Origin of the sequence: Streptomyces sp. NBC_01089 (genome assembly GCF_045162975.1) — a bacterium.
Lineage (GTDB): Bacteria > Actinomycetota > Actinomycetes > Streptomycetales > Streptomycetaceae > Streptomyces.
Genome location: NZ_CP108660.1, coordinates 3,477,666 through 3,498,560, shown reverse-complemented (window position 1 = coordinate 3,498,560; position 20,895 = coordinate 3,477,666). Strand labels below are relative to the sequence as shown.

Genomic DNA, 20,895 nt, shown 5'->3' with positions numbered 1-20,895 from the left:
CGCCATATCATGCCTGCCGAATACGACAGCGGGCCAGGATTCTGGGTATAGAGAGCTGAGCGCATGAGGACTGTCAATCCGGACGACTTGGAGCATCTCGCTCGGCTGCTGGACGGTCGCGGTGGAGTCAAGGACAGAGTTGACGAGGCTTTCGCCCGCGCGGCCAGGCTTGGAGTATCCAGCCATCTGAGCGCTCTCAAGCCGATGCGGCCGTGGGTGAACGAAACTGGCCCCGATCTGCGCAGGCGTGCTGCTGTGGCACGTCTCGAAAGTGGTGACCCCGACGCCGGGATCAAATGGGCTGGATTCAATTCCGGGGAGATCGTCAAGGCAGGGCTGATTTTCAAGGCTCCTGATGTCCTGCTGCTTGCCGAGGCTATGGCGTTGAGTGGCACCAACAAAGCGGACGTATTTCGGCGGAAGTCGAACGAATCCCTGGATCACTGGGTGGACCGGATCCGGGCTCACGCCTTGGCCTCGATCCCAGGTTTCGGGCCGCACGAGGGAGAGATTGCCGAGATTCTCGGTGATGTCGGCGACGTTATGGGGGTGCTCTCCCATACTGGAGTCGCACTTTATCGAAGCCATGTGGTCACAAAAACTCTGGTGGGGAATTCAGTTGCCCGCGGATGGATTAAGTCGGCAAGTCTCCGGGTGTCCAGAGGGCTTGTGAACCTGCCGCAGCGCTTCACGTGGGTTCCATCCCAGGTGGGAGGCTGGGGTCGGCGACTGCGGCTCTGGGAGCCAACCGTTCGTTCATTGGCTTACCCGGGAAGCTGGCTCCCCAGTCAACTCAGTGCGTTGGGTTCGGGCAGTAGGGCGTACACCGATGCCAACAGGATTCCATTCGTCAGCAGTTTCATTGGAGACCAGATCGGAACGGGAGTGAACCGTTTCAGGCGAAGCCAGGCAATGGTTTCGCCTATTGTTTTTGGTGTAACGGGAAATAAGGTGATTGACTTCCTGGTGGGGTCGGATCGGCTTGCGGCCATGTATGGCGGGGTAACCCATTCTGGAGTAATTCCGGGAAGGGCTGCTCAGGCGAGCCTCTTGAAAATTACCGGGAATGTCTACGGAGAAGCCCGCACCCTCTCGCGTGGTCGTTTGGCATCACTGGGAGAGGGGCTCAAAGTAGCAGGTAAGGCTGGAGGCTTCTTGCGTGCAACTGGAGTGTTGGGCGGTGTATATTCCACGGCTTACAGTGCCGTCAATGTGTATAAGCAGGGGGACCCGCGTGCGCACTTCGACAGTAGGGAGCGTGGAGCCTCCTACGTCGCAGATTGCGCAGAGTTTGGCTTCAATGCGTCCTCGACCTGGGCCATGGTCACGCCGAATCAGTACACGATCGGTGCTACTGCGGTAACGGGTGCTGTCTGGTCAGGAGCCAAGGTGGTTGAGCATTGGGGCGATATCAAAAGAAGTGCTCACGTTACCCGTGACTGGGTTAAGGAAAAGACCCCTGGAATGGTGTCAAAAATTGCCCATGGGGCAAAGATCTTGTCGGGCAAAGAGAACGTATTCAATCTGCTTTAGGGGTGTGGCGTGAGTGGCTTCGTGTTCGAGCTTGAACCCGTAGATAATGACCGTGGTTATGGGTACCGTGGCCGGGTGGGAGGGTTTGGAGAGGTGGACGTTTTTCATGATGTCACGCCACTTCGCCATGAATCGAGCAGACAGGTCGAACTCTATGGCCCGCAGTTCCCGGACGCATTGTTCAGCGGAGGAGCTGGAGGTGTCCCGTCATTGGACGGTGGGTGGCTACGCGTAGACGGCACCCTTGTTGACTTGAACTTGAAGATCAACGGTGTGGGTAAAGGTTCCAGATGGTTGGAGATGAAGCACGGTGAGCGTGGCTACACGTACAGGATCGCCAAGAAGGCGGTAGAGCTTCGTAGAGGCGACCGTTCAATTTCCATTGGGCACGGCAAATTTGTGTCCGGGGTCGGGCGTATGAGGGTCGGACGTGTACAAGGCGAAGTCGATGCGACGGACCTCGCGATCGCCATCATCATGGAAACAGTCGACACATCAGCTCTCTCGACACTCGGCGCGTTGTTCGCAGCCCCCGCAGCCTTTCTCTTCAGGCCCCGACGGGACGGCGGGACACCGTGCTAGGCGCGACAGGACCCATTGGTACCGGACCCCTTGGTGCAGATCACGCTGATGTTGCAACGCAGCCGTCTGCCCGCTCAAGGCGCCGGCCCGGGACCGTCGGTGCCATGGTGCTCGGGCCGCTCGTCATTGCCGGCTGCGGCTGGCTGGCCCAGCGGCAAGGCACATGGACGATGCTGCTCTCGGCGCTTCTCGTGATGATCGCCCTCTGTACCGCCTGGGCCATGTGCGGCGCCGGACCCGGTGCGTGCGTTGCCGCACTCGGCTTCGCCCTGATGCTCTTCCTCGGCCCCGCCCTGAACGACTACGTCATGGAACATCGCGGAGTCCGCCATGAAGCGGTTCTCTCGGATGTCGACAGCTACTACCGCAAGCATGGTGGCGACGGCCATACGTGCGAAGTGAAGAGCACCGACGTGGCGCGGTCCGCGGTCTATTCCGTGGGCGACGACAGCGGCTGCTCCAGGAAAAGCCGCCCCGGGCAGCGCGTCACCCTGGTCGAGGACCCGGCCGGGTGGCTGAACCCCCGCCTGGCCAGTTCGGTCGACGGGCCCTCCACCGGGTCGGTGTGGACCTGCGCGGGCCTTCTCGTCGCCATGGAGGCGTTCATGCTGTACGGGAGAGTGCGCCGCCGGGACTGAGGAGGCGGACGGACAGCGGAGGCAAGCGGAGCTTCACCGCCTTGCTGAGCCAGGCCGCGCCACGCCAGTCACGCGCCGTCTGCCAGTGCCGAGCCGCGCCTCGCCAGGCACGCGCCATCTGCCAGTGCTGCGCCGCGCCATGTCTCAGGCACACGCCGTCTGCCAGTGCCGCGCCGCGGCAAGCCACGCGCCGTCCGTCGTGCCACGCAGGCCCACGCGCCGGCCGTGCACGATCAAGCCGAGTCGCCCGTCAGAACCAGCTCATCGGATTCGCATGTTTGGCGAGGCTCTTCGCACCGTTCGCGATGCCGGATCCGACCTTCTTCGCCTTGTCCCCGACCCAGCCCGCAGCCTTTCCTGCGCCCTTCTTGATGTCGTCCCAGTGCTCGACGACCTTGGCGCCGCCGTAGATCAGTCCGGTTCCGACGGCGAGGCCGATGGTGATCGGGTTCGGGGCGATCATGGCCGCCGTCATGGAGGCGTTGAAGCCCACCTCGGCGACATCCGCGACGTAACCCGCGCCCTTCTTCTTGAAGGCCGTGACCGGATTTCCCTGCGCAATCACATTCGCCGCACTGAACACGGTCGAAGCCGCGCTCCCCGCGATGCCCAGGCCGCGCATGGCACCGGTGACCTTGCTGGCGGCCCCGAGGCCCTTGGTCAGTGACGCGGTGCGGCCGAGGTTGGCGAGCCGGCCGTCCTTGAAGGCGTTGGCCCCGACCCGGAGCAGGTTGGCGTTGCCGGCCCGCGTGACCGCCTGACCGGCGTGGGTGAGACCGCCATACTTGGCGGCCAACTCATCCGAACCCACCAGGAAGTTGATGGCCTTGTTGACCGTCACGCCCTTCCAGATGGGCGAGTTCATGAAGTTCAGCCCACGCGCGGCGTCGTAGCCCGCGCCGGTCCAGTCGCCCACCATGCCCCTCGTACCGGGGATCTTCTGGGCGAACTGGCTGAGCTTGCTGGGGAACCAGCTGCCGGGAGCGCCGAGTGACCTGATTTTCGGCGCGTAGTTGATGATCTTGTTGCCGGACCACTTCAGCAGACTGTTGTTGCGGCCCGCGAGAACCGTGCCGATACGGTTCTTCCAGGGCACGAGGACCCCGGATTTCAGCGAGTTGCCGACCAGCACCTTGGTGAGGGCCGCGCCCTGCATCGTGACCGTGGCCGTGGTGCCGCCGACCGACTTCCAGTCGCCGTACAGATCGAGAATGCTGACGATGGTCGCCGCATGAGGCGACAGCCCGGGTATCTGCTCCAGGGCGTGCGTCTTTATGCGGCTGATCCAGTCGTTCAGGGATTCGTCGTGCTGCCTCTTGAACGCGTCGGCTTTTGGATCGTCGCTCGCCGCTACGGAGTTGGCCAGCAGGATCTCGTCGGGGCTGAGCCCTTTCCCGTTGTGTTCTTTGAGGTACTTGGCCAGTTCCTTGGGGGAAAAGCCGGCCCACCGCGCCCCGGCCTCGGGATCACCGCTTTCGAGGCGGGCGATGGAAGCGCGCTTACGGAGATCGGGGCCGGTGTCCTTGGCCCAGGAGCGCAAGGGCTTGAGGGTCGTCAGATGACTGGATACACCGAGCTTCGAGGCTCTGGTGAACGCCTCGTCAAGCTTGTCCTGTACGCCGCCTTTGCCGTCAATGAGCTTGGCAAGATGGTCAAGGTCATCCGGATTGGCCATCCTCATGGCTTCTGTCCCCCTCAGAACACTCAGCTGTACGCCCCGGAACTGCCCATGTCCGGGCAGCCAGGATATCCGCGCGGCCGCTCACCGCATCCGACGCCGACGGAACGTCCACGGTTCCTGACCGAATGCTTATTGCCCTGTTCCGGGCCTACTTGTCGCCCACGAGGGCAAATGCGAAGGCCAGTCGCCGGTCGATCCAGTCCGCCTCCACCGTCACCTCGTTGCTCCCCTGGGAGACCATCACCACGTCGTCGCCGGCCCGCCACTCCAGGGTGCGGGGCCTCATGGGCTGATCGCTGCCGTCGCCACCACCGTCGAGGACGGAGGTCACCAGTCCCAGTGTCGCCTTGATGGCCACACGTGCCACGCGCTCCGTCGCGGAATCGCCGCCGGCCAGCTCGTTGCGGCCGATGATCTCCGGATGCCCGGGCTGGTCGAGACGCCAGGTGTGCCGGAACGGCTTCTTCGGAGGGATACGCCGCAGGGTGCCGATCACCTGGCCCCGGCTGTCCCGCACCACGTGGTGTCGCTCTTCGCCCACCTGCTGGGGGGCGTCGACCGAGCAGAGCAGCCGCTGGTTCTCCGGGTCCTCGTACAGGGTGTGATCGCCCGCCGCGGACTCCGTACCGAACTGGGCGGAGCGTGCCAGGTACGCGCAGGGGGCGTTGACCGGGAAGTCGGCTCCGCCCTGGGGCACACGGAGTGCGCGCGGGCCGCTGACGGCCTTCTTCCGTTTGTGTGTCACGGGACGCTCGACGACCCCGACGACGAACTTCCCGACGGTCGCCCACTCGACGGGCTCCACCGCAGGCTCCTCGGCCTTTCTGCCCTTGCCGAACGCCACCACTACCTCCTGGACCGAACTGACGGGCGAGACGGTCCGACCCTAGCGGCTGGGAGCGGGCGACGAGGTGGCGGTCAGGAGCACCGTCGCGGGAGGCCCGAGCGGCATACCACTCGGGTCGCGACGGCTCCGCAGTCGGTAGGGCCCGGTCCGCAATCCCGGTCCATCAGGAGCGGGCGGCCCCGGCTGTCCCGCCGGCCAGCGCGGTGAGGAATGCGGTCCGGTCCCGGGTGGCGATCAGCAGCGATTCGCCCCGGCGGGTGGAGATCGTCACGCTGTCCATGCCCATCGGAACGGCCCAGCCGCCGCCGACAAGGCGGGGCCCACCGCGATCGGCGGCCCGCAGTCCCGGTGCCGGGGCATCGATCGCGGCCGCCGAAGCCGCGTAACGCTCCACGGGCGTCGGAGTGGTGCCCTGCAGTGCGGCCTGGACCGATGCCGGGTCCACTTCGGAGAGGGGGAGGCGCTCGCGGCCCACCCGGAGGATTTCCCCGTCGATCCGGATGCGCTGGTAGACGGCCTTGGAGATGGGGACGGCCAGGCAGGGCAGCAGGACGACGAGAAACAGCGCCGAAAGCCCCAGCCACAGGCCGATTTCGTCTGGAATGGTGTCGACGCCCAGATAGGCGATCCCGGCCAGATAGAGGGCGATACAGATCGCCGACCAGGTCTTGGGGGACTTTTCCAGGTACATGATTCTCGGGTCTGCCTCAGCGGTTGACGACATCGGAATGTGCCGGGGCGGACACCCGGGCCGGGCGCGTGGTGCCCTGTCGCACCGGCTCCAGCCGTACGACGCTACCCACTGGGGCTCCTGATCCGCCAGCGTGGGCGGGGCGGCCGGAAGCAGAGCTTGGTGGAGGGGTGTTGGCGCGTCCGCCCGCCGCGATCTCGGCGTAGCCGGTTCGGGCGGGCTGACGGGCGGTGCTGTCGGCGGTCAGCGGTTGATGGCCTGGATCTCGTCGACTGTGACGTCCTGGGTGGTGCCGAAACTGCCGTCAGGAAGTGTGCCGCCAGGAACGCCCGTGCCCGTCCATGTGATCTTCCAGGTAATGGTGGCTTTCAGCTGGAACGGTCCGTTGCTGCCTGAAGCGCGAAGGTAGGTGACTCCGCAGGGTGGGGTCTTGTTGGCGTCGCCCTTGGCGTAGGGCGTGCCGATGGAGTCGTTCACGAGTGGGCACACGCCAGACGAAGGAAACATCTCGGCGTCGGATGTTCCTGGTTCGAGCTTGAGGGACTGAGGGGTGGCCGTCACGGTCGACGAAATGTGGTAATTCGCCAAAGTCGCCGTCACGGATACGGGTTTGAAGTCTGCCTTGTTGAGCCACGCCCAGGTTGGGAGGTTGACCTTCGTCGCACCGCTCGGTGCCAGGGTGACCTTGGTGTCCGGGACATGGACGAACCCGTAGGCAATATGGGCGAGGTCCTCAGGCGTTGCTGCTGCCTGACCCGCCGCTACGGGAGGCGTCTTGCCGGTGTCCACCCAGAAGGTCTCCTTGTTGCAGGAGTCCCATCCTGGAGGGAAGCTGCGGTTGACGTCGGAAGTCCACCAGAAGCCTTTGCCCGCTTTGGCCTTGTTGAAGTCCTTATATGGCTTCCCGTCGGCGTACTTGCTCCGTTGTTCGGCGTCCCACTGATATCCAGTGGACTCGAGTGACCAGGTATGTTCCTCGATTTTCTTGAACTGGGCAGGTGAGTACGTAGGTGCGTACCAGCAGGCCGGCGGCTTCCAATTACTGACTGGTGCCAATGGTCCAGCGGATGGCCCCTTGGCGTTGTTGTCAGTGTTGATCTTGACTGCTACGCCGAGATTCTGCCCATCGGAGTTGGCGGAGGAGTCCTTGTCTGGCGAGCTGTCCTGGGCACCACCTCCGCCGTATCCGTTATTGGCGGATGCGGGGCTGCTCGTCCACAACACCGCTCCGGCGACGAGCGCAGTGAGGACGGCCGTGTGTCTCCGGCTCAGGGCTGGCACTTGGAGCTACCCCTCTGGGAGTAGAGCTTGGTGGTAACCCAGATACCCTTGGCATTCTTGTGGAGTGCTGCGTTGTAGAGCACGTAACTGTCGCTACTTACGGGCGTCTTGTTGACTTTCCCGGTTTTGATGTCCATGTCGAACCCCTTGCCTTGATCCTGGCAATAGGAAAGAGTGGCAGATCCTCGGCCGCCGATTACTACATTGTCCTCGTAGTAGCGGTACGAACCAGTGGTTCTGGCCTTGTGCTTGACGTAATCCTGTACGTACTCCTGGGTCGACGCGGACATTTCCCCCTCCGTGTAGAAGCGGTATGCCTCATTGAGGGGATCCTGCTTCGCAATGGCCATGTCTCTGGACCTGATGAACTCTTTGCTGTCGGACAGGACGGCATCCTTGTCCTTGTCGCCAGTCTTTGGCCAGTCGAAGGTGTTCTTGATGTCTGCCGGAAGTTCGATCTCCGGCCGTCCGGGAGACGCAGAAGCCGATGCCGACGCGCTGGGCGAAGCCGACTTGGATGTTCCGTCGTCGGCCCCGGCGATCTTGTCCGGCTTCTTCGACTTGTTGTCGTCACCTCCGCCGCACGCGGTCAGCAGAAGGGCCGCCGCCGTCATTAGGGCGGCGGCAGCGGGCAGAGTGCGGCGGTTCACGGGCGACTCCCGGTCGGGTGGGTGTGGGCTTGCGGTCGTCGACGCTAGCCGGGCGGCCCTTGGTTTCACCAGAGCGAATTCGCCACATCGCCGGGATAGTTGGGGTGTTCCGGTGTTAATCGTCCAACCGTGCGGGGATTCGTGAGATCTCGGTGGCATGGGAGGTTTCCGGGGCTGCGAGGGCCGTGGAGGGCTGTGGGCGTGTGCGGGGGCTCTGAGGTCTGCGGGCATCGGGCTTCGGCCCCGGTCGCCACCCCCTGGATCCCCGGTCGCCACCCTGCTGGGCCCCCGGCCGAACCGCCGCCCCCAGCGGAAGATGTCGGCCCGGCTTCATCGCCCTCCCCGGCCCCGAATGTGATGGCCGTGCACACATCCGTAACCACCCCCGGTTTGCTGTCGCACCCATCACGTGGGGCCTCTTCGCGGTCTGGAGGGGCTCGATCCGGCGTGTCCCTCGAAAGCTTGGCGGATGCAACCGCCACCCCCCGGCCCCCCAGCCCCGAAGGGGAAATCTCGTGAAACTTTGGCCCGCCCGAGAGGCGAGCCGTTTCTGACCGGTTTGGACCGATCCTGGCGAAGCGCGTGAAGTTCGCGATCCTTATCTCGTCTTGAGGCGCTTATGTGCTGCTGCTACGGTGCGATGACTTGACAGCCTCCGGTGGCCTGGGGATCGGAACCGGATAAATGGCGGCGAAGCCGACTCGCTTAAGTCGTCCATGTCGTCGTAGAGATCCAGACGCAACAGTCGCAGAGAAACATTCGGGGAGAAGCGGCGTGAAGGTCCAGGAGCGCACGGGTGCAGGCAACCACAGGGTTCCCTCACCCGCCCAGTCGGCCGGAGAGCGGCTTCCCACGGTCGCCCGTGAACGCAAACCCGCTCTTGCCGCGCTCGCCGTTCTGCTGATCCTCGTCGGTGCGCTGGGAGCCACCGTGCTGGTGCTGCGCGCGGGCGACCGGGTCGAGGTCGCCAAGCTGACGCACGACGTCGAGGCCGGTGCGCCGATCACGACCAGCGACGTCACGTCCGTGATGGTCGCCGACGACGACTCGATCCACTACATCAAGTGGGACCAGCTCGGCACGGTCGAGAAGACCCTCACCGCCAAGAGCGCCCTCTACTCCGGGTCTCTCCTCGTGGGCGAGATGTTCACCGGTGAGAAGGGCACCCCCGCGGGCAAGGCCGTCGTCGGACTCTCCCTCAAGGACGGTCAGTACCCCGTCGGTATCAAGGACGGCGACACCGTCGCCATCTACCGGGTGGGCGACCGCAGCGGCTCCAGCGGCTCGAGCTCCAGCAGCGGCAGTCAGTCCGGCACTTCGGGCTCGTCCGGTTCGTCCGGCGGCAGCGTCATCGTCGCGCGGGCCACCGTCAGCCACGCCGCCACGCCCAACGCCTCCACCATCAGCAGCGGCAATCTCGCCGTCACCGTCCTGGTCGACGCCGACGAGGCCGCAGCCCTCTCGCAGGCCGCATCCGCGGGGGAAGCCGCCATCGTCGCGGTGCCCTCCCACAACGGCTGACCGACGGACCCCAGAGGAACGCAGAGGAACGCAGAAAACATGGCGCTCATCGCCCTCGCCGCAGACAAGGGTTCGCCCGGAGTCACCACGGCCGCCCTCGCTCTCGCCGCCGTCTGGCCCCGGCGGGCGCTGCTCGCCGAAGCCGACCCGGCCGGCGGGGACCTCGTCTACCGCACCACCGCGTCCAACGGCGGGCCGCTCAACCCGAACACCGGTCTGCTCTCCATCGCCGCGGCCGCCCGCCGCGGGCTCGCCGCCGATCAGCTCTGGGACCACGCCCAGCCCATGGCCGGCGGCCTCGAACTCCTCGTCGGGATCGGCTCGGCCGAGCAGGCCGCCGGGCTCGCCGGTGTCTGGCCCACCCTCGGACACGCCTTCTCCACCCTCGGCGACTCACCGCACGCGCCCGCCGACGTGATAGCCGACTGCGGCCGGATCGCCGGGGGTTCGCCCGCGATCGACCTGCTGCCGCACGCCAGTCTCGTCCTGCTCGTCGCCCGTACGGAACCGGAGCACATCGCCCGCGTACGGGACCGGGCCGCCGCACTCGCCGCCCAGCTCCACGGCGGCGGGCAGCGCGGGATGTCGCAGCTCGCGACCCCGCTCATCGGGGTCCTCCTTGTCGTCGAGTCGAGCGCGTCCGGCAAGATCGCCCACCAGGTCAACGACATGCTCGTCGCCGCGCAGACCGGTGCCCGCGTCATCGGCACCCTCGCGCACGACACATCGGGCGCGGCGCTGCTCTCCGGGCGCGGCCGCGGCCGGCTCGACAAGTCGCTGCTGATCCGCAGCGCCCGCAAGGTCGCCGCCGACGTCCACCAGCAGTTCGGCGCGGCCTGGTCGCAGCCGGGCGCCGGGGCCGGTCGATGAGCGACGTCGTCGACCACAGCCTGGTCAAGCGGTACCGGCAGGAGGCCGGCGACCGGATCGCTGAGCAGCGCCGTATCGATCAGGTCAGCAACACACCGCCGATGTCGGGGGAGGACGAGCGGCAGTACGCGCGCGCCGTCATCGCCCAGATACTCGAGGAGTACGCGCGCGCGGAGATCAACGCCGGGCGTACCCCCTTCGACGCGGAGACCGAGGAGCAGTACGCGGCGGCCGTGCACGCGGCGCTCTTCGGAGTCGGGCGCCTCCAGCCGCTGCTCGACGACCCCGAGGTTGAGAACATCGACATCAACGGCTGCGACCAGGTCTTCGTCGGATACGCCGACGGGCGCGAGGCCCGCGTCGACCCGGTGGCCGACACCGACGAGGAACTCGTCGAACTCATCCAGGTGCTCGGCGCCTACTCGGGGCTCTCCTCCCGCCCCTTCGACTCCGCCAATCCCCAGCTCGACCTGCGGCTCCCCGACGGCTCACGACTCTCCGCCGTGATGGAGGTCGCCCGCAGGCCCGCCCTCTCCATCCGTCGCGCCCGGATGGGCAAGGTCTTCATGGCGGACCTCGTCGGCAACGGCACGCTCACCCCCGAACTGGCCCACTTCCTCGCCTGCGCGGTCCGCGCCCGTAAGAACATCATGATCGCGGGCGCCACCAACGCCGGCAAGACCACGCTCCTGCGGGCCCTCGCCAACGAGATCCCGCCGGTCGAGCGGCTCGTCACGGTGGAGCGCGCGCTGGAGCTCGGGCTCGACCAGTTCCCCGAACTGCACCCCAACGTCGTGGCGTTCGAGGAGCGGCTGCCCAACTCCGAGGGCCTCGGCCAGATCTCGATGGGCGAGCTGGTGCGCAGGTCGCTCCGTATGAACCCCTCGCGCGTCATCGTCGGTGAGGTGCTCGGCGACGAGATCGTCACCATGCTCAACGCGATGTCGCAGGGCAACGACGGCTCGCTCTCCACGATCCACGCCAACAGCTCCAGCGAAGTCTTCAACCGTATTTCCACCTACGCGCTCCAGGCCAACGAGCGACTGCCCATCGAGGCCAGCCAGATGCTCATCGCGGGAGCCGTCAACTTCGTCGTCTTCGTACAGCGCCGCAACAACTTCGAGAGCGGCGGTCGCCTGCAGCGTGCCGTCACCTCGGTCCGCGAGGTCAACGGCGTCGACGGCCGCGTCCTCTCCAGTGAGGTCTTCGCCGAGACGCCCGACGGGCGGGTTCTGCCGCACGCCCCCGTGGCGTGCCTCGACGACCTCGCCGTACACGGCTACCGCCCCTCAGGGGCCTGGGGGTGAAGGAGACCGTATGAATGGCATCTCCTCGTTGGGCGGGTTCTTCGATCCGCAGCTGCTGTACGCACTGGGGTGCGGGATCGCGGCGGGCGGCGGTCTCGCGCTGCTGATCCTCGCGATCCGCGGCTTCGAGCCCAAGCCCGGCCATGTACAGGCCGAGCGCGGCGAACGCGCCCGCGAACTCGTCCAGTTCATCGGCCGGCGGGGCTCCATCGCCGTCGGCGTCGGACTCGTCGTGCTGCTGCTGACCCGCTGGACCGTGGCCGGTGTCGCCGCCGGGCTGCTCGTCTTCTTCTGGGACCGTCTCTTCGGCGGCGCCGCCCAGGAGAAGGCCGCCATGCGCCGGGTGGAGGCGCTCGCCGGCTGGACCGAGTCGCTCCGTGACACCATCGCGGGCGCGGTCGGCCTCGAACAGGCCATCCCGGCCTCCGCACGTGCCGCGGCCCCCGCCCTGCGCCCGCACCTCGACTCGCTGGTCGACCGGCTCCGCGCCCGGATGCCGCTGCCGGAGGCCCTCCAGTACCTCGCCGACGAGATCAACGACGCGTCCGCCGACATCATCGTGGCCGCGCTCATCCTCAACGCCAAGCTGCGCGGCCCCGGCCTGCGCCAGGTGCTCGGCGCGCTGTCGAAGTCGGCGCGCGAGGAGATCGACATGCGGCACCGGGTGATGGCGCAGCGCTCGTCGACCCGGCGCAGTGTGCAGATCGTGGTCGTGGTCTCGGTGGCGTTCGTGCTCGGACTCGCCGTGTTCAACCGGGACTTCGTCTCGCCGTACGGTTCGCCGATGGGCCAGCTGGTGCTGGCCGGGGTGTGCGGTCTGTTCGCGCTCGGCTTCTGGTGGCTGCGGAAGCTGTCGGTGATCGAGACGCCCGAGCGGTTCCTGGTACGTGCCGAGCCCGAGGTCCGGTTCGTACGCCCGGACGCGGGCAAGCAGCAGGGCGGGCAGGGCGGGCAGCAGGCGCCGGTCGGCCACCAGCAGGCATCGGTCGGCCACCAGCAGACGCCCGTCGGCCAGCAGCAGGCGCCGGCCGGCCAGCAGGGCGGTGGTCCGTACGCGGGAGGCCAGCACTCCGGTGGCCAGCAGCCCGGTGGGCAGTATTCCGGCGGTCAGCAGCCCGGTGGCCAGTACTCCGGTGGCCAGCAGCCCGGTGGCCAGCAGCAGCCTCCGCAGGGCTCGCCGTTCAACCATGGCCAGGGGGCGCCGCGATGATCGACATTCTCACCGCACCGGTACTGATCGGTGCCGTACTCGGCCTCGGCGTCTTCGTCCTCGTACGGGCCCTGTCGCGCACGAAGCGCTCCGCGGTCTCGCAGGTGCAGCGCATCGACGCGCTGCGGGCGGCCGGTTCCGGGTACGAGCGGCCGGGCGAGCACGAGTCCCACGACGGCCGGCTCGGCTCGCTGCGGGCCCGGGTGGGGGTGCGGATCGCCGATCTCTACCTCCAGCAGGGCTGGGAGCAGCGCTCGCTCCGCTCCGACCTGGCGGTGCTCGACCGCGGCTGGGAAGGGTTCCTGGCGACCAAGGTGCTGCTCGGTGTGGTCGGCCTGATCTTCGGGCCGATGCTCTTCGCCATCGTCGTGGTGATCGGCTTCAGCAAGAGCCCGATCATCCCGGTCTGGCTCGCGCTGGTCTGCGGTCTGCTCTTCTTCTTCCTGCCGGATCTGGAAGTGCGCCGCGACGCGGCGGACAAGCGCAAGGACCTGCGCCGCGTCATCGGGGCGTATCTGGACCTCGTCTCGATGAACCTGGCGGGCGGGCGCGGTCTGCCCGAGGCGCTGATGGCCGCCGCCGAGGTGAGCGACGGCTGGGCGCTGCGCCGGATCCGTAACGCACTCGCCGACGCCCGGATCACCGGCACCAGCCAGTGGCTCGCGCTCGGCAGGCTCGGCGAGGATCTGGGTATTGAGGAACTGAAGGACTTGTCGTCGTCGCTGGCGCTCGTCGCCGATGACGGGGCGAAGGTACGAGAGTCGCTGGCCTCGAGGGCCGAGACGATGCGCCACCGCGAAATGGCCGAGATCGAGGGGGCGGCGGGTGAGAAGTCGCAGTCGATGCTTGTCGCCCAGCTGCTCCTCTGTGCCGGGTTCCTGGTCTTCCTCATCTACCCGGCCGCGATGCGCGTCTTCCAGGTCTGATCCCGCTTCCCCTTCTCTTGAGAGGATTTCATCCCATGTTCGGACGCCGCTTCAGTCACCCGACTGTCGACTTCCTGATCACGTTTCTGCAGGCACGCGTCGAGCGCGCCCGCTCCGAGGACACCGACCGCGGCGCGTCCGCCGTGGAGTGGGTCATCATCTCGGCGGTCGTCGTGGCGATCGTCGGTGTGGTCGCCGCGATCATCAACTCCGCGCTGAGTGACGGCGCCAACAAGGTCGGCAACTGCATCAAGGGAGCCAGCGCGAGCGGCACCTGCTGAGGGGTGTGCCTGGCCCACGGGGACCTTCCGTCGGGCTGACTGTCCCCTTCCGGTCAATTCCGAGCCATTCCGGGCTATTTCGAGTCCGATCGATCGAGTCGAGTCACTGAGTCGGTGCTGGTGCGTCAGAGGATCAGAGCGTTCGTACGCCGCAGGGTGGAGGCAGCCTCCGCCCGCGGTGACTCCGGCATGACCGCGATCGAGTTCGTCTTCCTGACCCCGGTCCTGTTCTTCATGATCTTCGCGACGGTGCAGTTCGCGCTGTACTTCTTCGCCGACCATGTGGCGCAGGCGGCCGCGCAGGCGGGTGCGCGGAAGGCGCGTGCCGAGGCGGACGAGAACCCCGGGGGCTGGCGGGGCGACGCGGGTGACGTCGTACAGAGCTATATCCAGCAGCTCGGCTCGAAGCTGGTGCTGGGCCCGAACGTGACGATGCTCCAGCCGGACCAGGACACGGTCGGCGTGGAGATCACCGCCAAGGTCCCGAATGTCTTCCCCGGCCTGGGCCTCACGGTGCACGCGCAGTCGCGGGGGCCGGTCGAGCGGTTCGTGCGGGACTGATGAGAGGCCAACGGGTGGCGGGGTGCAGGGTGTTCGCGGGTGCGTTTACCCGTGTGGGTGCGGGTGCGGGTGCGGGTGTGAGGCGTGGGACGGGGGCTGTACGAACGCGGCTCGGCCGCGCGGGCGCGAGGGCCGACCGTGGCCTGTCCACCATCGAAGTGGTCATCCTCGCCCCCATCATGATCCTCTTCATTCTCGTCCTGGTCGGCTTCGGACAACTGGTCGAGGGACGCGGGGCGGTGGACAGCGCCGCGCGTGACGCCGCCCGCGCGGGCTCGATCCAGAAGGACGGCGGTGTCGCGATGGCCGAGGCCCGGAGGGCCGCCGAGGCGGATCTGACCGACGTCTGTTCCGGCCCGGTGTCCGTCACGGCCAAGGGGTTCGTCAGGGGCGGCTTCTTCACCGTCGACGTGAGCTGCCAGATCCGGGGTCTCGCCATGCTCGGCCTGGACATCCCCACCACTCTGAGCGGGCACTCGACCTCGCCGATCGACCCGTACCGGAGGACGCAGTGAACGCGCTCACCGGATGGATCGAATCCCGCAGGTCCCGGCTGGACGACCGGGGATCGGGCGCCGCTGCGGTCATCATCTTCGCGTTCCTGTTCCTGGCGCTGGCCGCGTTCGTGGTGGACGGCGGTCTGTCCATCTCACAGCGGGAACGGGCCGCGGACATCGCCGAGCAGGCCGCACGGTACGCGGCGCAGGACATAGACCGGGAGTCCCTGTACGGCAACCAGGGCGGGCCCGCGCCCATCAACTACCAGAACTGCAACGCCCGGGTGCACGCCTTCGCGGTCGAGATGGGGATGTCCGGCCAGGACATCGGAGCGTCGCACTGCACGGCGGCCAACACGCGGCGGGTCGAGGTGACGGTGCAGCTGACGTACCAGCCGGTGCTGACGGGCCTGTTCTACAGCCACTCGATCACCGTCCACGGCTCCTCGGTCGCCGAGTCGGTCACGGGCTGACGGCGATCCGCTCCGCAAGGCCCGCTTCAAGCCGGTCTCGGTGACCGCCTCGCTGCCTGGCACAGGGCTCTCCGCGACAGGGTGCCGATCGGCTGGTCCGCGTCGAGCGGGCAGTCGCTGCTCGCCGGATGGGCCTCCGCACGGGCGAGGGCGACAGACTGCCCGATGGAACCTGATGGAACCTACGGGGACACGAAAGACGTCATTGTGCAGGAGATCCAGTCGGTCAACCGCTGAACCCGCTGTGCTGACTGAGGAGAGAAGCCATGGATGTCGGGTACCCGGTTCCCGGCCCTGTTAGCTTGACGTGACGGGTACATGGCTTGAAAGCCACACGAACGGACACCATCGGGCACGGGGGATTCATCGATGAACGACTATGTGGGCGTCGATCCGGCGCGGATACGCAAACTCGCCGACCGCCTCAAGGACCTGGAGTCGGCGCTCTCCAAGCACGGCGCGACCATCCGGAAGAACTTCAAGGAATGGGACGGCAGCCTTGACCTGTCGCTCATCGCCCAGCAGCTCCACGCCGTCGGTGACGACGGCCGCGACATGTCCAAGCGGGCAGACCTGGCCCGCAATCTGGAGGAGCACGGCGGCATCGGGATGTGCACTCCGGACGGGAACGTTCTCGACATCCCGTGGGACATGGCGGGCGTGCGGAAGGAGAGCGCCAAGGAGGCCAAGGAGGAGGCCCAGACCCTCAAGAAGGCACTCGACGACCCCAAGGCCGACGGTTCCCGTGACGACATCAAGGCCATCGCTCAGTCCCTTGCCGACCACCAGGACGACCCCGCCTACCTCACCGCCTTCGCAGCGGCGGGCGGCATCGCGGATGCGGCCCGCGTCGGCAGCGCGTTTCACCAGGAGGACGGCACCCACGGCGGGAAGGTGCTCAGCGACGACTCGACCAAGGTGATCGGGCAGTACGCCACGGGCATCAACCGGATCTTCGCCCTCCAGAAGAGCGGAAAGATCCCGCCGAACCCTGACTACGCGAAGGCGCTCAGCGACCCGCCCGGCGGAGACATGTGGTCCGTCGGGATGCTGTTCAAGTACGGCCCCAAGGGCGATCAATGGGACCCGAAGGTGCTGTCCCAGGTCGGTGGCGCCATGCTGGACTGGCGTGACAAACAGAAGGCCATGCGGCCCGGCTACGCCTCGGCCAGCCCTCCGTACTCCGCCGGAGGCTACGTCGGCAAGGACGACGGCGGCTGGTACCACTCCATCGGTCTTGACCCCGACTACCTCTCCAAGGGCGCCGACGACAACAATCAGATCGTGGACGGGATCCGGGCCAATGACCCGGTGCTCGCGGTCATCTCCCGTATCGGTGAGAGCCCGGACGCATCGCGTGACCTGCTGGGCCACGACAACGACGCCAGCAAGCGGTACGCGAAGGACCTGGTCGATTTCAAGTGGCAGACGCCGGGTGACCCTCCGCGGGACGACTCCGACGGCCCGCGCCGCGTTCTCACGCTCGCTTCCACCGATCGCAGCCCCGCTCACATGGACCAGTCCGGATGGGCGGCGGCCAACGTCTTCGCGGCGGCCAAGGACCAGAAGGACATCTTCGACGGCCGGAACGGCTTCGAGAAGGACGAGTACGCGGCGTATCCCAAGGGCACCGCAGTGGCGCTGGCCGGGATCACAGCCACCTGGGCCGATCAGATCGGCGGGTCCGGCCTGCAGAACGACCAAGCGCTCGGCTACGACGCCGTCCATCACGTTCAGGTGGCGAACAAGAAGGACATGGTCAAGGTCATGCAGCTCTTCGCCAAGGGCAACCCGGGCGCGGCCGCCATGTTCGACGTCACGCTGCATCAGCAGGTGGCGGCAGCCATCAGCGGCGAACACCCCGACGACACGCTCACGGCGCTCGGAAATACGGCGGGGATGTTCACCAACGCCAAGGTCGGAATCAAGTACACCGAGGCGCAGCAAGTCGATGAGAAGCACAAGTTCAATCTCGCCGTCCTGAACACCGCAGGTACCTTGTTCGGCTTCATCCCCGGCCCGAAGGAAGCTGTAGGCGTCGCGAAGGTGGCGGAAAAGGGTCTCAAGTACTCACAGAACCTGGCACTTGTGGGGAGGACCATCGTCGCGCCGCAGACCGACCCCTTCTCCTTGGACAACGCTGACAAGCAAGAGGCCCTGGGTAAGGAGGAGGCGGAACAGCAGTACGACTCGTTCGCCCCGTCGATCGCCGAAGGACTGATTCGCGCGGGGAAGCTGCCCGTCCCGACAGAGGGTGATTCTTCCTGGTACGACGCACAGACAGGGACCGTCTCACCAGCTGCCATGAATCAGAAGGAGTTCCAGGGCTGGTGGACCAGGCAGGTCCGCGGACACCCTTACCTGCACAGCTTTGAAGTTGGATTCGACCACTCGGAGAAGTCACCCGATGGCAAGTAACGCGCGCTCGCGGGCCGTCCCCGCTCTCGTCCTGTCCGCCGCGCTCGCGCTGTCCGTCGCCGGGTGCTCGGGCGGCGGAGGGCACCACAATCCCGGTATCCCCGAGCCGAAGCCCGGCAAGGTGGCTCCTTTCTCCCTGGCCAAGCTCAATACGAAATACGACGTCGGCCACGCAGCCAGTGGCGCCAGCAGCAGCTTCGTGGCCGGCGACCGCTCCGGGGACGTCTACGCGATGAACACTGTCGGGGGTTCGCCGGTCGACGTACTGCGTATGACACCGGGCGGGACGGTCAGTCGTTTCGCGCGGGTCGACCTCGAGGACAAGGAGGTCACCGGGATGAACACCGCGCCGGACGGCGGCCTCCTGATCGGCCGGGCCGGGGGCCTCATCCAGGTCGACCAGCACGGCGGGGCCGAAGCCCTGCCAACGGCGCACCGTTTTCGCCGACCGGTTCCGGTCGGGGCCCGTCCGGACGGGTCTGCCGTCATCGTGGACCAGGACGCCGTCTGGTCTCTGAAGGACGGTCGCGCGACGAAGCTCCATTCCCTTCCCAAGGCCAAGGACCCGGTTGCTTACACCGGCTCGGTCGACGCCCATGGAACCGTCTATGTGCAGACAGGCGCGATCACGAACCTGCTTGTACTCGAACCAGGACAGAAGCCACGGACCTTGGCCCTGCACGGCCGAGTCCCCGGATCCGGGCCGCTCTCGTCGCTCACGGCGTTCAGTATGAATCCGGCACGCGGTGGTGGGTTCTATGCGCAACTGGGCCCGAACCCGGGCTCCGCGGTGGGGAACACCGAGGCCGGTGCCCTGGTGCATGTGGCACCTTCCGGCTCCCTCACCGTCCTGGCCGGCGGGACCGCGCAGAAGGCGGGCCCCGCATCTTGTGCGCCCGGAAAGCAGTACCCCGCCGTCAACACCCCCTGTGTCCTTCCCTGGTTCGTCGTACAGAGCGGCAACCGGGTATTGGCCATCGGCTCGGCGGTTCCCTCACCTGACTCCCCGCTGCTCGCGCTCGCGCTCCGGGCCGATTCCGAGTAACGGACGGGGAGCGCCGCCGGGCAGCCGGGTTCACGTAGCTGTCACCAACTGCAGGAGAGTTCCATGGGCATTCCCAATGAGGACCGGCTCGAGTATCTGTGCCGCCAGGACATGAACGCTGTCGAGACAGCGGTGAAGGCCATCAAGGACGCCATGGGGAAGGTGGACGACATGATGCCCCACACCTGGATCGGCAAGAAGGCCGACACCTGGCGGACCGATCACGACGGGCGTATGAAGCGGCTGAAGACTCTGTTCGAGTCGTTCCCGGCGGAGGAGAACCGGCTGGTGGAGAAGGCCAGGAAGAAGCAGTCGGAGCAGGACAAGAAGATGCACGGGGCGCATTAGCCCGGCGTCTCAGCCAGGGGGAGCGGTGACCGGCTGCCGTGCCGTCAGCGCCCCGTCCGGGCCCCCGCCTGTTCCAGCGCCGCCCGGAGCTTCTCGGGGTGGCGGGTGGGGGCCGACCAGACGGGATGGAACGTGAACTGCTGTGGGGCCGATGTTTTGAACCAGTACCGCTTCGTGTCGGGGGGCTGGAACTCGGGAACAGCAGCCGCGGACAGATCGACGGCGAAGACGAGAGCGGCGCGCATGTACGGGGCCGTCAGCGGGCCCACCAGGACCCTTCCGATAGCGGCCGAGGACCGGTTCGCCCCCACGCTTCTGCCCAGCTTGGCGAGCTTCCGGATTTCCTGCCGCTCCGTGACCACTTCGACCTGCTTGATCGCGTGCCAGGGACAGAAGTACACCTGTCGCCGCCGCGCTCTGACGCGAGGCAACTTGCCTTCCTGCTCGCGGCCTTCCGCGTGTTCCGGCGTCCGCCGACGCGCGGCCTGACTGAGGCCGCCGATCCAGATGCCTGCCTCATCGACGCGGATGCCGATCGGCCAGACCTGGCCCAGGTACAGTCCGCCGAGAGCCACGGATCCGAACCACCCCAGGATCACTCCGGGGATGTACACCGAGGGATTGTCAGTCAGTAGCAAGGCAACGAACGAGCCGATCAGCAGCAGGGGCCAGAAGAAGCCGTGGAACACCAGCAGTGGGCGGACCGCGGAGCGCTGCTCGGTGTAGAAGGCAGGCTCATGCATCACAGGCAGGTTCATGCGGTGCGTCCAGCGAACAGATCGGCCAAGAGGCGGCCGAGGGCCTTTTCGTCGCAGTCGGTCGTTGTTGGCGCTGTGCCGACCCCTTCGTGCTCCACGTGCAGCCCGGATGAGTCAACCCGTACTTCGATACGGTCGCGTGCGGGACCCGAGCCCTTGTCCGGCTGGTACACATCGATCACCTTGGGCAGGCGACGCCCGAGTTTGCGAGCCGGGGCTCTGTCGACCCAGCGCAGCAGGGAACTTACGGCTTCCTCGGGGCTGACCAGGGCGTACTCGTAAGCCGGGCCGAATCGCGACACGTGATTTCCGGTGGCCACCTCGGCCAGCAGGGCCCGCAGCCCACGGCCCTCCTCGGCAATGCCGTACAGGCGCATACGTTCGGGTTCGCCCTTCGGGCCCTCGCGGCGGAGGACGACGAACGAGGGCCGGCCCCGGCCGGCCAAAATCATTGCGAGCAGCGGACGTACCGGAAGATCCACGTTCTCGCCGAGGGGACTGTCAGCAGTGCCGGGCGCCGGCTCATCGAGCAGACCGCGGTGGATCAGGAACTTCAGCGCCATGGCCGAGAGCCCGCTCCGTTCCGCTTCCAGCATTCCGGACCACCAGGAGAGGGCGTCGGCATCGACGAGCGTGGCCTGCATCGCCCCCAGTACGCAGAGCTCGGCCGTCGACAGCGCGGGCAGTTGCACCGCGCCGTCCCGCTCGACCTGGTCCAGCAACGCCTGCGACGCTTCGACATCTGCTTGTCGGGGGTCACCCGTCATGTTGTGCTGC

Annotated in this window: 21 protein-coding genes and 1 pseudogene; 15 read left to right on the top strand and 7 right to left on the bottom strand. The window is 66.8% G+C overall.

What is annotated here, in order from left to right; genetic code table 11:
* Positions 1 to 63 precede the first annotated feature (63 nt).
* The 3 genes from OG510_RS15465 to OG510_RS15455 all read left to right on the top strand — a co-directional run bounded on the left by OG510_RS15465 (position 64) and on the right by OG510_RS15455 (position 2,753).
* Positions 64 to 1,533, top strand: coding sequence for a PE-PGRS family protein (locus OG510_RS15465; RefSeq protein ID WP_406137412.1), 1,470 nt, complete (start codon positions 64 to 66; stop codon positions 1,531 to 1,533).
* Between the two features lie 9 nt (positions 1,534 to 1,542).
* Positions 1,543 to 2,115 (top strand): hypothetical protein, encoded by a 573-nt coding sequence (locus OG510_RS15460; RefSeq protein WP_406137411.1) that lies wholly within the window; start codon positions 1,543 to 1,545, stop codon positions 2,113 to 2,115.
* A gap of 104 nt (positions 2,116 to 2,219) precedes the next feature.
* Positions 2,220 to 2,753, top strand: coding sequence for a hypothetical protein (locus tag OG510_RS15455; RefSeq protein WP_406137409.1), 534 nt, complete (start codon positions 2,220 to 2,222; stop codon positions 2,751 to 2,753).
* 250 nt (positions 2,754 to 3,003) lie between these two features.
* Here OG510_RS15455 and OG510_RS15450 read toward each other — a convergent pair whose 3' ends face one another.
* The 5 genes from OG510_RS15450 to OG510_RS15430 all read right to left on the bottom strand — a co-directional run bounded on the left by OG510_RS15450 (position 3,004) and on the right by OG510_RS15430 (position 7,903).
* The gene (locus OG510_RS15450; RefSeq protein ID WP_406137408.1) at positions 3,004 to 4,434 is read right to left on the bottom strand and encodes a PE-PGRS family protein; all 1,431 of its coding nucleotides are present in this window, start codon (positions 4,432 to 4,434) and stop codon (positions 3,004 to 3,006) included.
* 148 nt (positions 4,435 to 4,582) lie between these two features.
* Positions 4,583 to 5,278, bottom strand: coding sequence for a hypothetical protein (locus tag OG510_RS15445; protein WP_406137407.1), 696 nt, complete (start codon positions 5,276 to 5,278; stop codon positions 4,583 to 4,585).
* A gap of 166 nt (positions 5,279 to 5,444) precedes the next feature.
* Positions 5,445 to 5,972, bottom strand: a complete 528-nt coding sequence (locus OG510_RS15440; protein ID WP_406137405.1) for a hypothetical protein — start codon at positions 5,970 to 5,972, stop codon at positions 5,445 to 5,447.
* Between the two features lie 243 nt (positions 5,973 to 6,215).
* On the bottom strand, positions 6,216 to 7,253 hold the full coding sequence (locus OG510_RS15435; RefSeq protein ID WP_406137403.1) for a hypothetical protein: 1,038 nt from the start codon (positions 7,251 to 7,253) through the stop codon (positions 6,216 to 6,218).
* A complete protein-coding gene (locus OG510_RS15430; RefSeq protein ID WP_406137401.1) occupies positions 7,241 to 7,903 on the bottom strand; it encodes a hypothetical protein in 663 nt (220 codons plus the stop codon). Before OG510_RS15430 ends, OG510_RS15435 begins: the two co-directional genes overlap by 13 nt.
* A 774-nt stretch (positions 7,904 to 8,677) precedes the next feature.
* On the opposite strand from OG510_RS15430, the gene OG510_RS15425 reads away from it, so the two are divergent.
* From OG510_RS15425 to OG510_RS15370, 12 genes and pseudogenes are all read left to right on the top strand, one after another.
* Positions 8,678 to 9,424, top strand: a complete 747-nt coding sequence (locus OG510_RS15425) for a hypothetical protein (RefSeq protein WP_406137400.1) — start codon at positions 8,678 to 8,680, stop codon at positions 9,422 to 9,424.
* Positions 9,425 to 9,463: 39 nt separating this feature from the next.
* The gene (locus OG510_RS15420) at positions 9,464 to 10,294 is read left to right on the top strand and encodes a hypothetical protein (RefSeq protein ID WP_164259314.1); all 831 of its coding nucleotides are present in this window, start codon (positions 9,464 to 9,466) and stop codon (positions 10,292 to 10,294) included.
* Entirely contained in the window at positions 10,291 to 11,601 is a 1,311-nt protein-coding gene (locus OG510_RS15415; protein ID WP_164259316.1) for a CpaF family protein, read from the top strand. The genes OG510_RS15420 and OG510_RS15415 overlap by 4 nt, the downstream gene beginning before the upstream one ends.
* 10 nt (positions 11,602 to 11,611) lie before the next feature.
* Positions 11,612 to 12,568 (top strand): annotated as a pseudogene (locus OG510_RS15410) (type II secretion system F family protein); the annotation flags it as partial.
* 239 nt (positions 12,569 to 12,807) lie between these two features.
* A complete protein-coding gene (locus OG510_RS15405) occupies positions 12,808 to 13,737 on the top strand; it encodes a type II secretion system F family protein (RefSeq protein WP_406137398.1) in 930 nt (309 codons plus the stop codon).
* A 35-nt stretch (positions 13,738 to 13,772) separates the two neighbouring features.
* Complete coding sequence (locus tag OG510_RS15400; protein WP_164259321.1) at positions 13,773 to 14,018, top strand: hypothetical protein; 246 nt, start codon at positions 13,773 to 13,775, stop codon at positions 14,016 to 14,018.
* A gap of 189 nt (positions 14,019 to 14,207) precedes the next feature.
* On the top strand, positions 14,208 to 14,579 hold the full coding sequence (locus OG510_RS15395) for a TadE family protein (RefSeq protein ID WP_406137396.1): 372 nt from the start codon (positions 14,208 to 14,210) through the stop codon (positions 14,577 to 14,579).
* A gap of 77 nt (positions 14,580 to 14,656) precedes the next feature.
* Complete coding sequence (locus tag OG510_RS15390) at positions 14,657 to 15,094, top strand: TadE/TadG family type IV pilus assembly protein (RefSeq protein WP_406137395.1); 438 nt, start codon at positions 14,657 to 14,659, stop codon at positions 15,092 to 15,094.
* Positions 15,091 to 15,549, top strand: a complete 459-nt coding sequence (locus tag OG510_RS15385) for a pilus assembly protein TadG-related protein (protein ID WP_406137394.1) — start codon at positions 15,091 to 15,093, stop codon at positions 15,547 to 15,549. The genes OG510_RS15390 and OG510_RS15385 overlap by 4 nt, the downstream gene beginning before the upstream one ends.
* 369 nt (positions 15,550 to 15,918) lie before the next feature.
* On the top strand, positions 15,919 to 17,967 hold the full coding sequence (locus tag OG510_RS15380) for a hypothetical protein (protein ID WP_406137393.1): 2,049 nt from the start codon (positions 15,919 to 15,921) through the stop codon (positions 17,965 to 17,967).
* Positions 17,957 to 19,012, top strand: coding sequence for a hypothetical protein (locus OG510_RS15375; protein ID WP_406137392.1), 1,056 nt, complete (start codon positions 17,957 to 17,959; stop codon positions 19,010 to 19,012). The genes OG510_RS15380 and OG510_RS15375 overlap by 11 nt, the downstream gene beginning before the upstream one ends.
* 63 nt (positions 19,013 to 19,075) lie before the next feature.
* Positions 19,076 to 19,360 (top strand): hypothetical protein, encoded by a 285-nt coding sequence (locus tag OG510_RS15370; protein ID WP_406137391.1) that lies wholly within the window; start codon positions 19,076 to 19,078, stop codon positions 19,358 to 19,360.
* Positions 19,361 to 19,404: 44 nt separating this feature from the next.
* Here the strand turns inward: OG510_RS15370 and OG510_RS15365 are convergent, their stop codons facing one another.
* Together OG510_RS15365 and OG510_RS15360 are read right to left on the bottom strand one after the other, a co-directional pair.
* Positions 19,405 to 20,103 (bottom strand): hypothetical protein, encoded by a 699-nt coding sequence (locus tag OG510_RS15365; RefSeq protein WP_406137390.1) that lies wholly within the window; start codon positions 20,101 to 20,103, stop codon positions 19,405 to 19,407.
* An 11-nt stretch (positions 20,104 to 20,114) separates the two neighbouring features.
* Complete coding sequence (locus OG510_RS15360) at positions 20,115 to 20,885, bottom strand: hypothetical protein (protein ID WP_406137388.1); 771 nt, start codon at positions 20,883 to 20,885, stop codon at positions 20,115 to 20,117.
* Between the last annotated feature and the right edge of the window lie 10 nt (positions 20,886 to 20,895).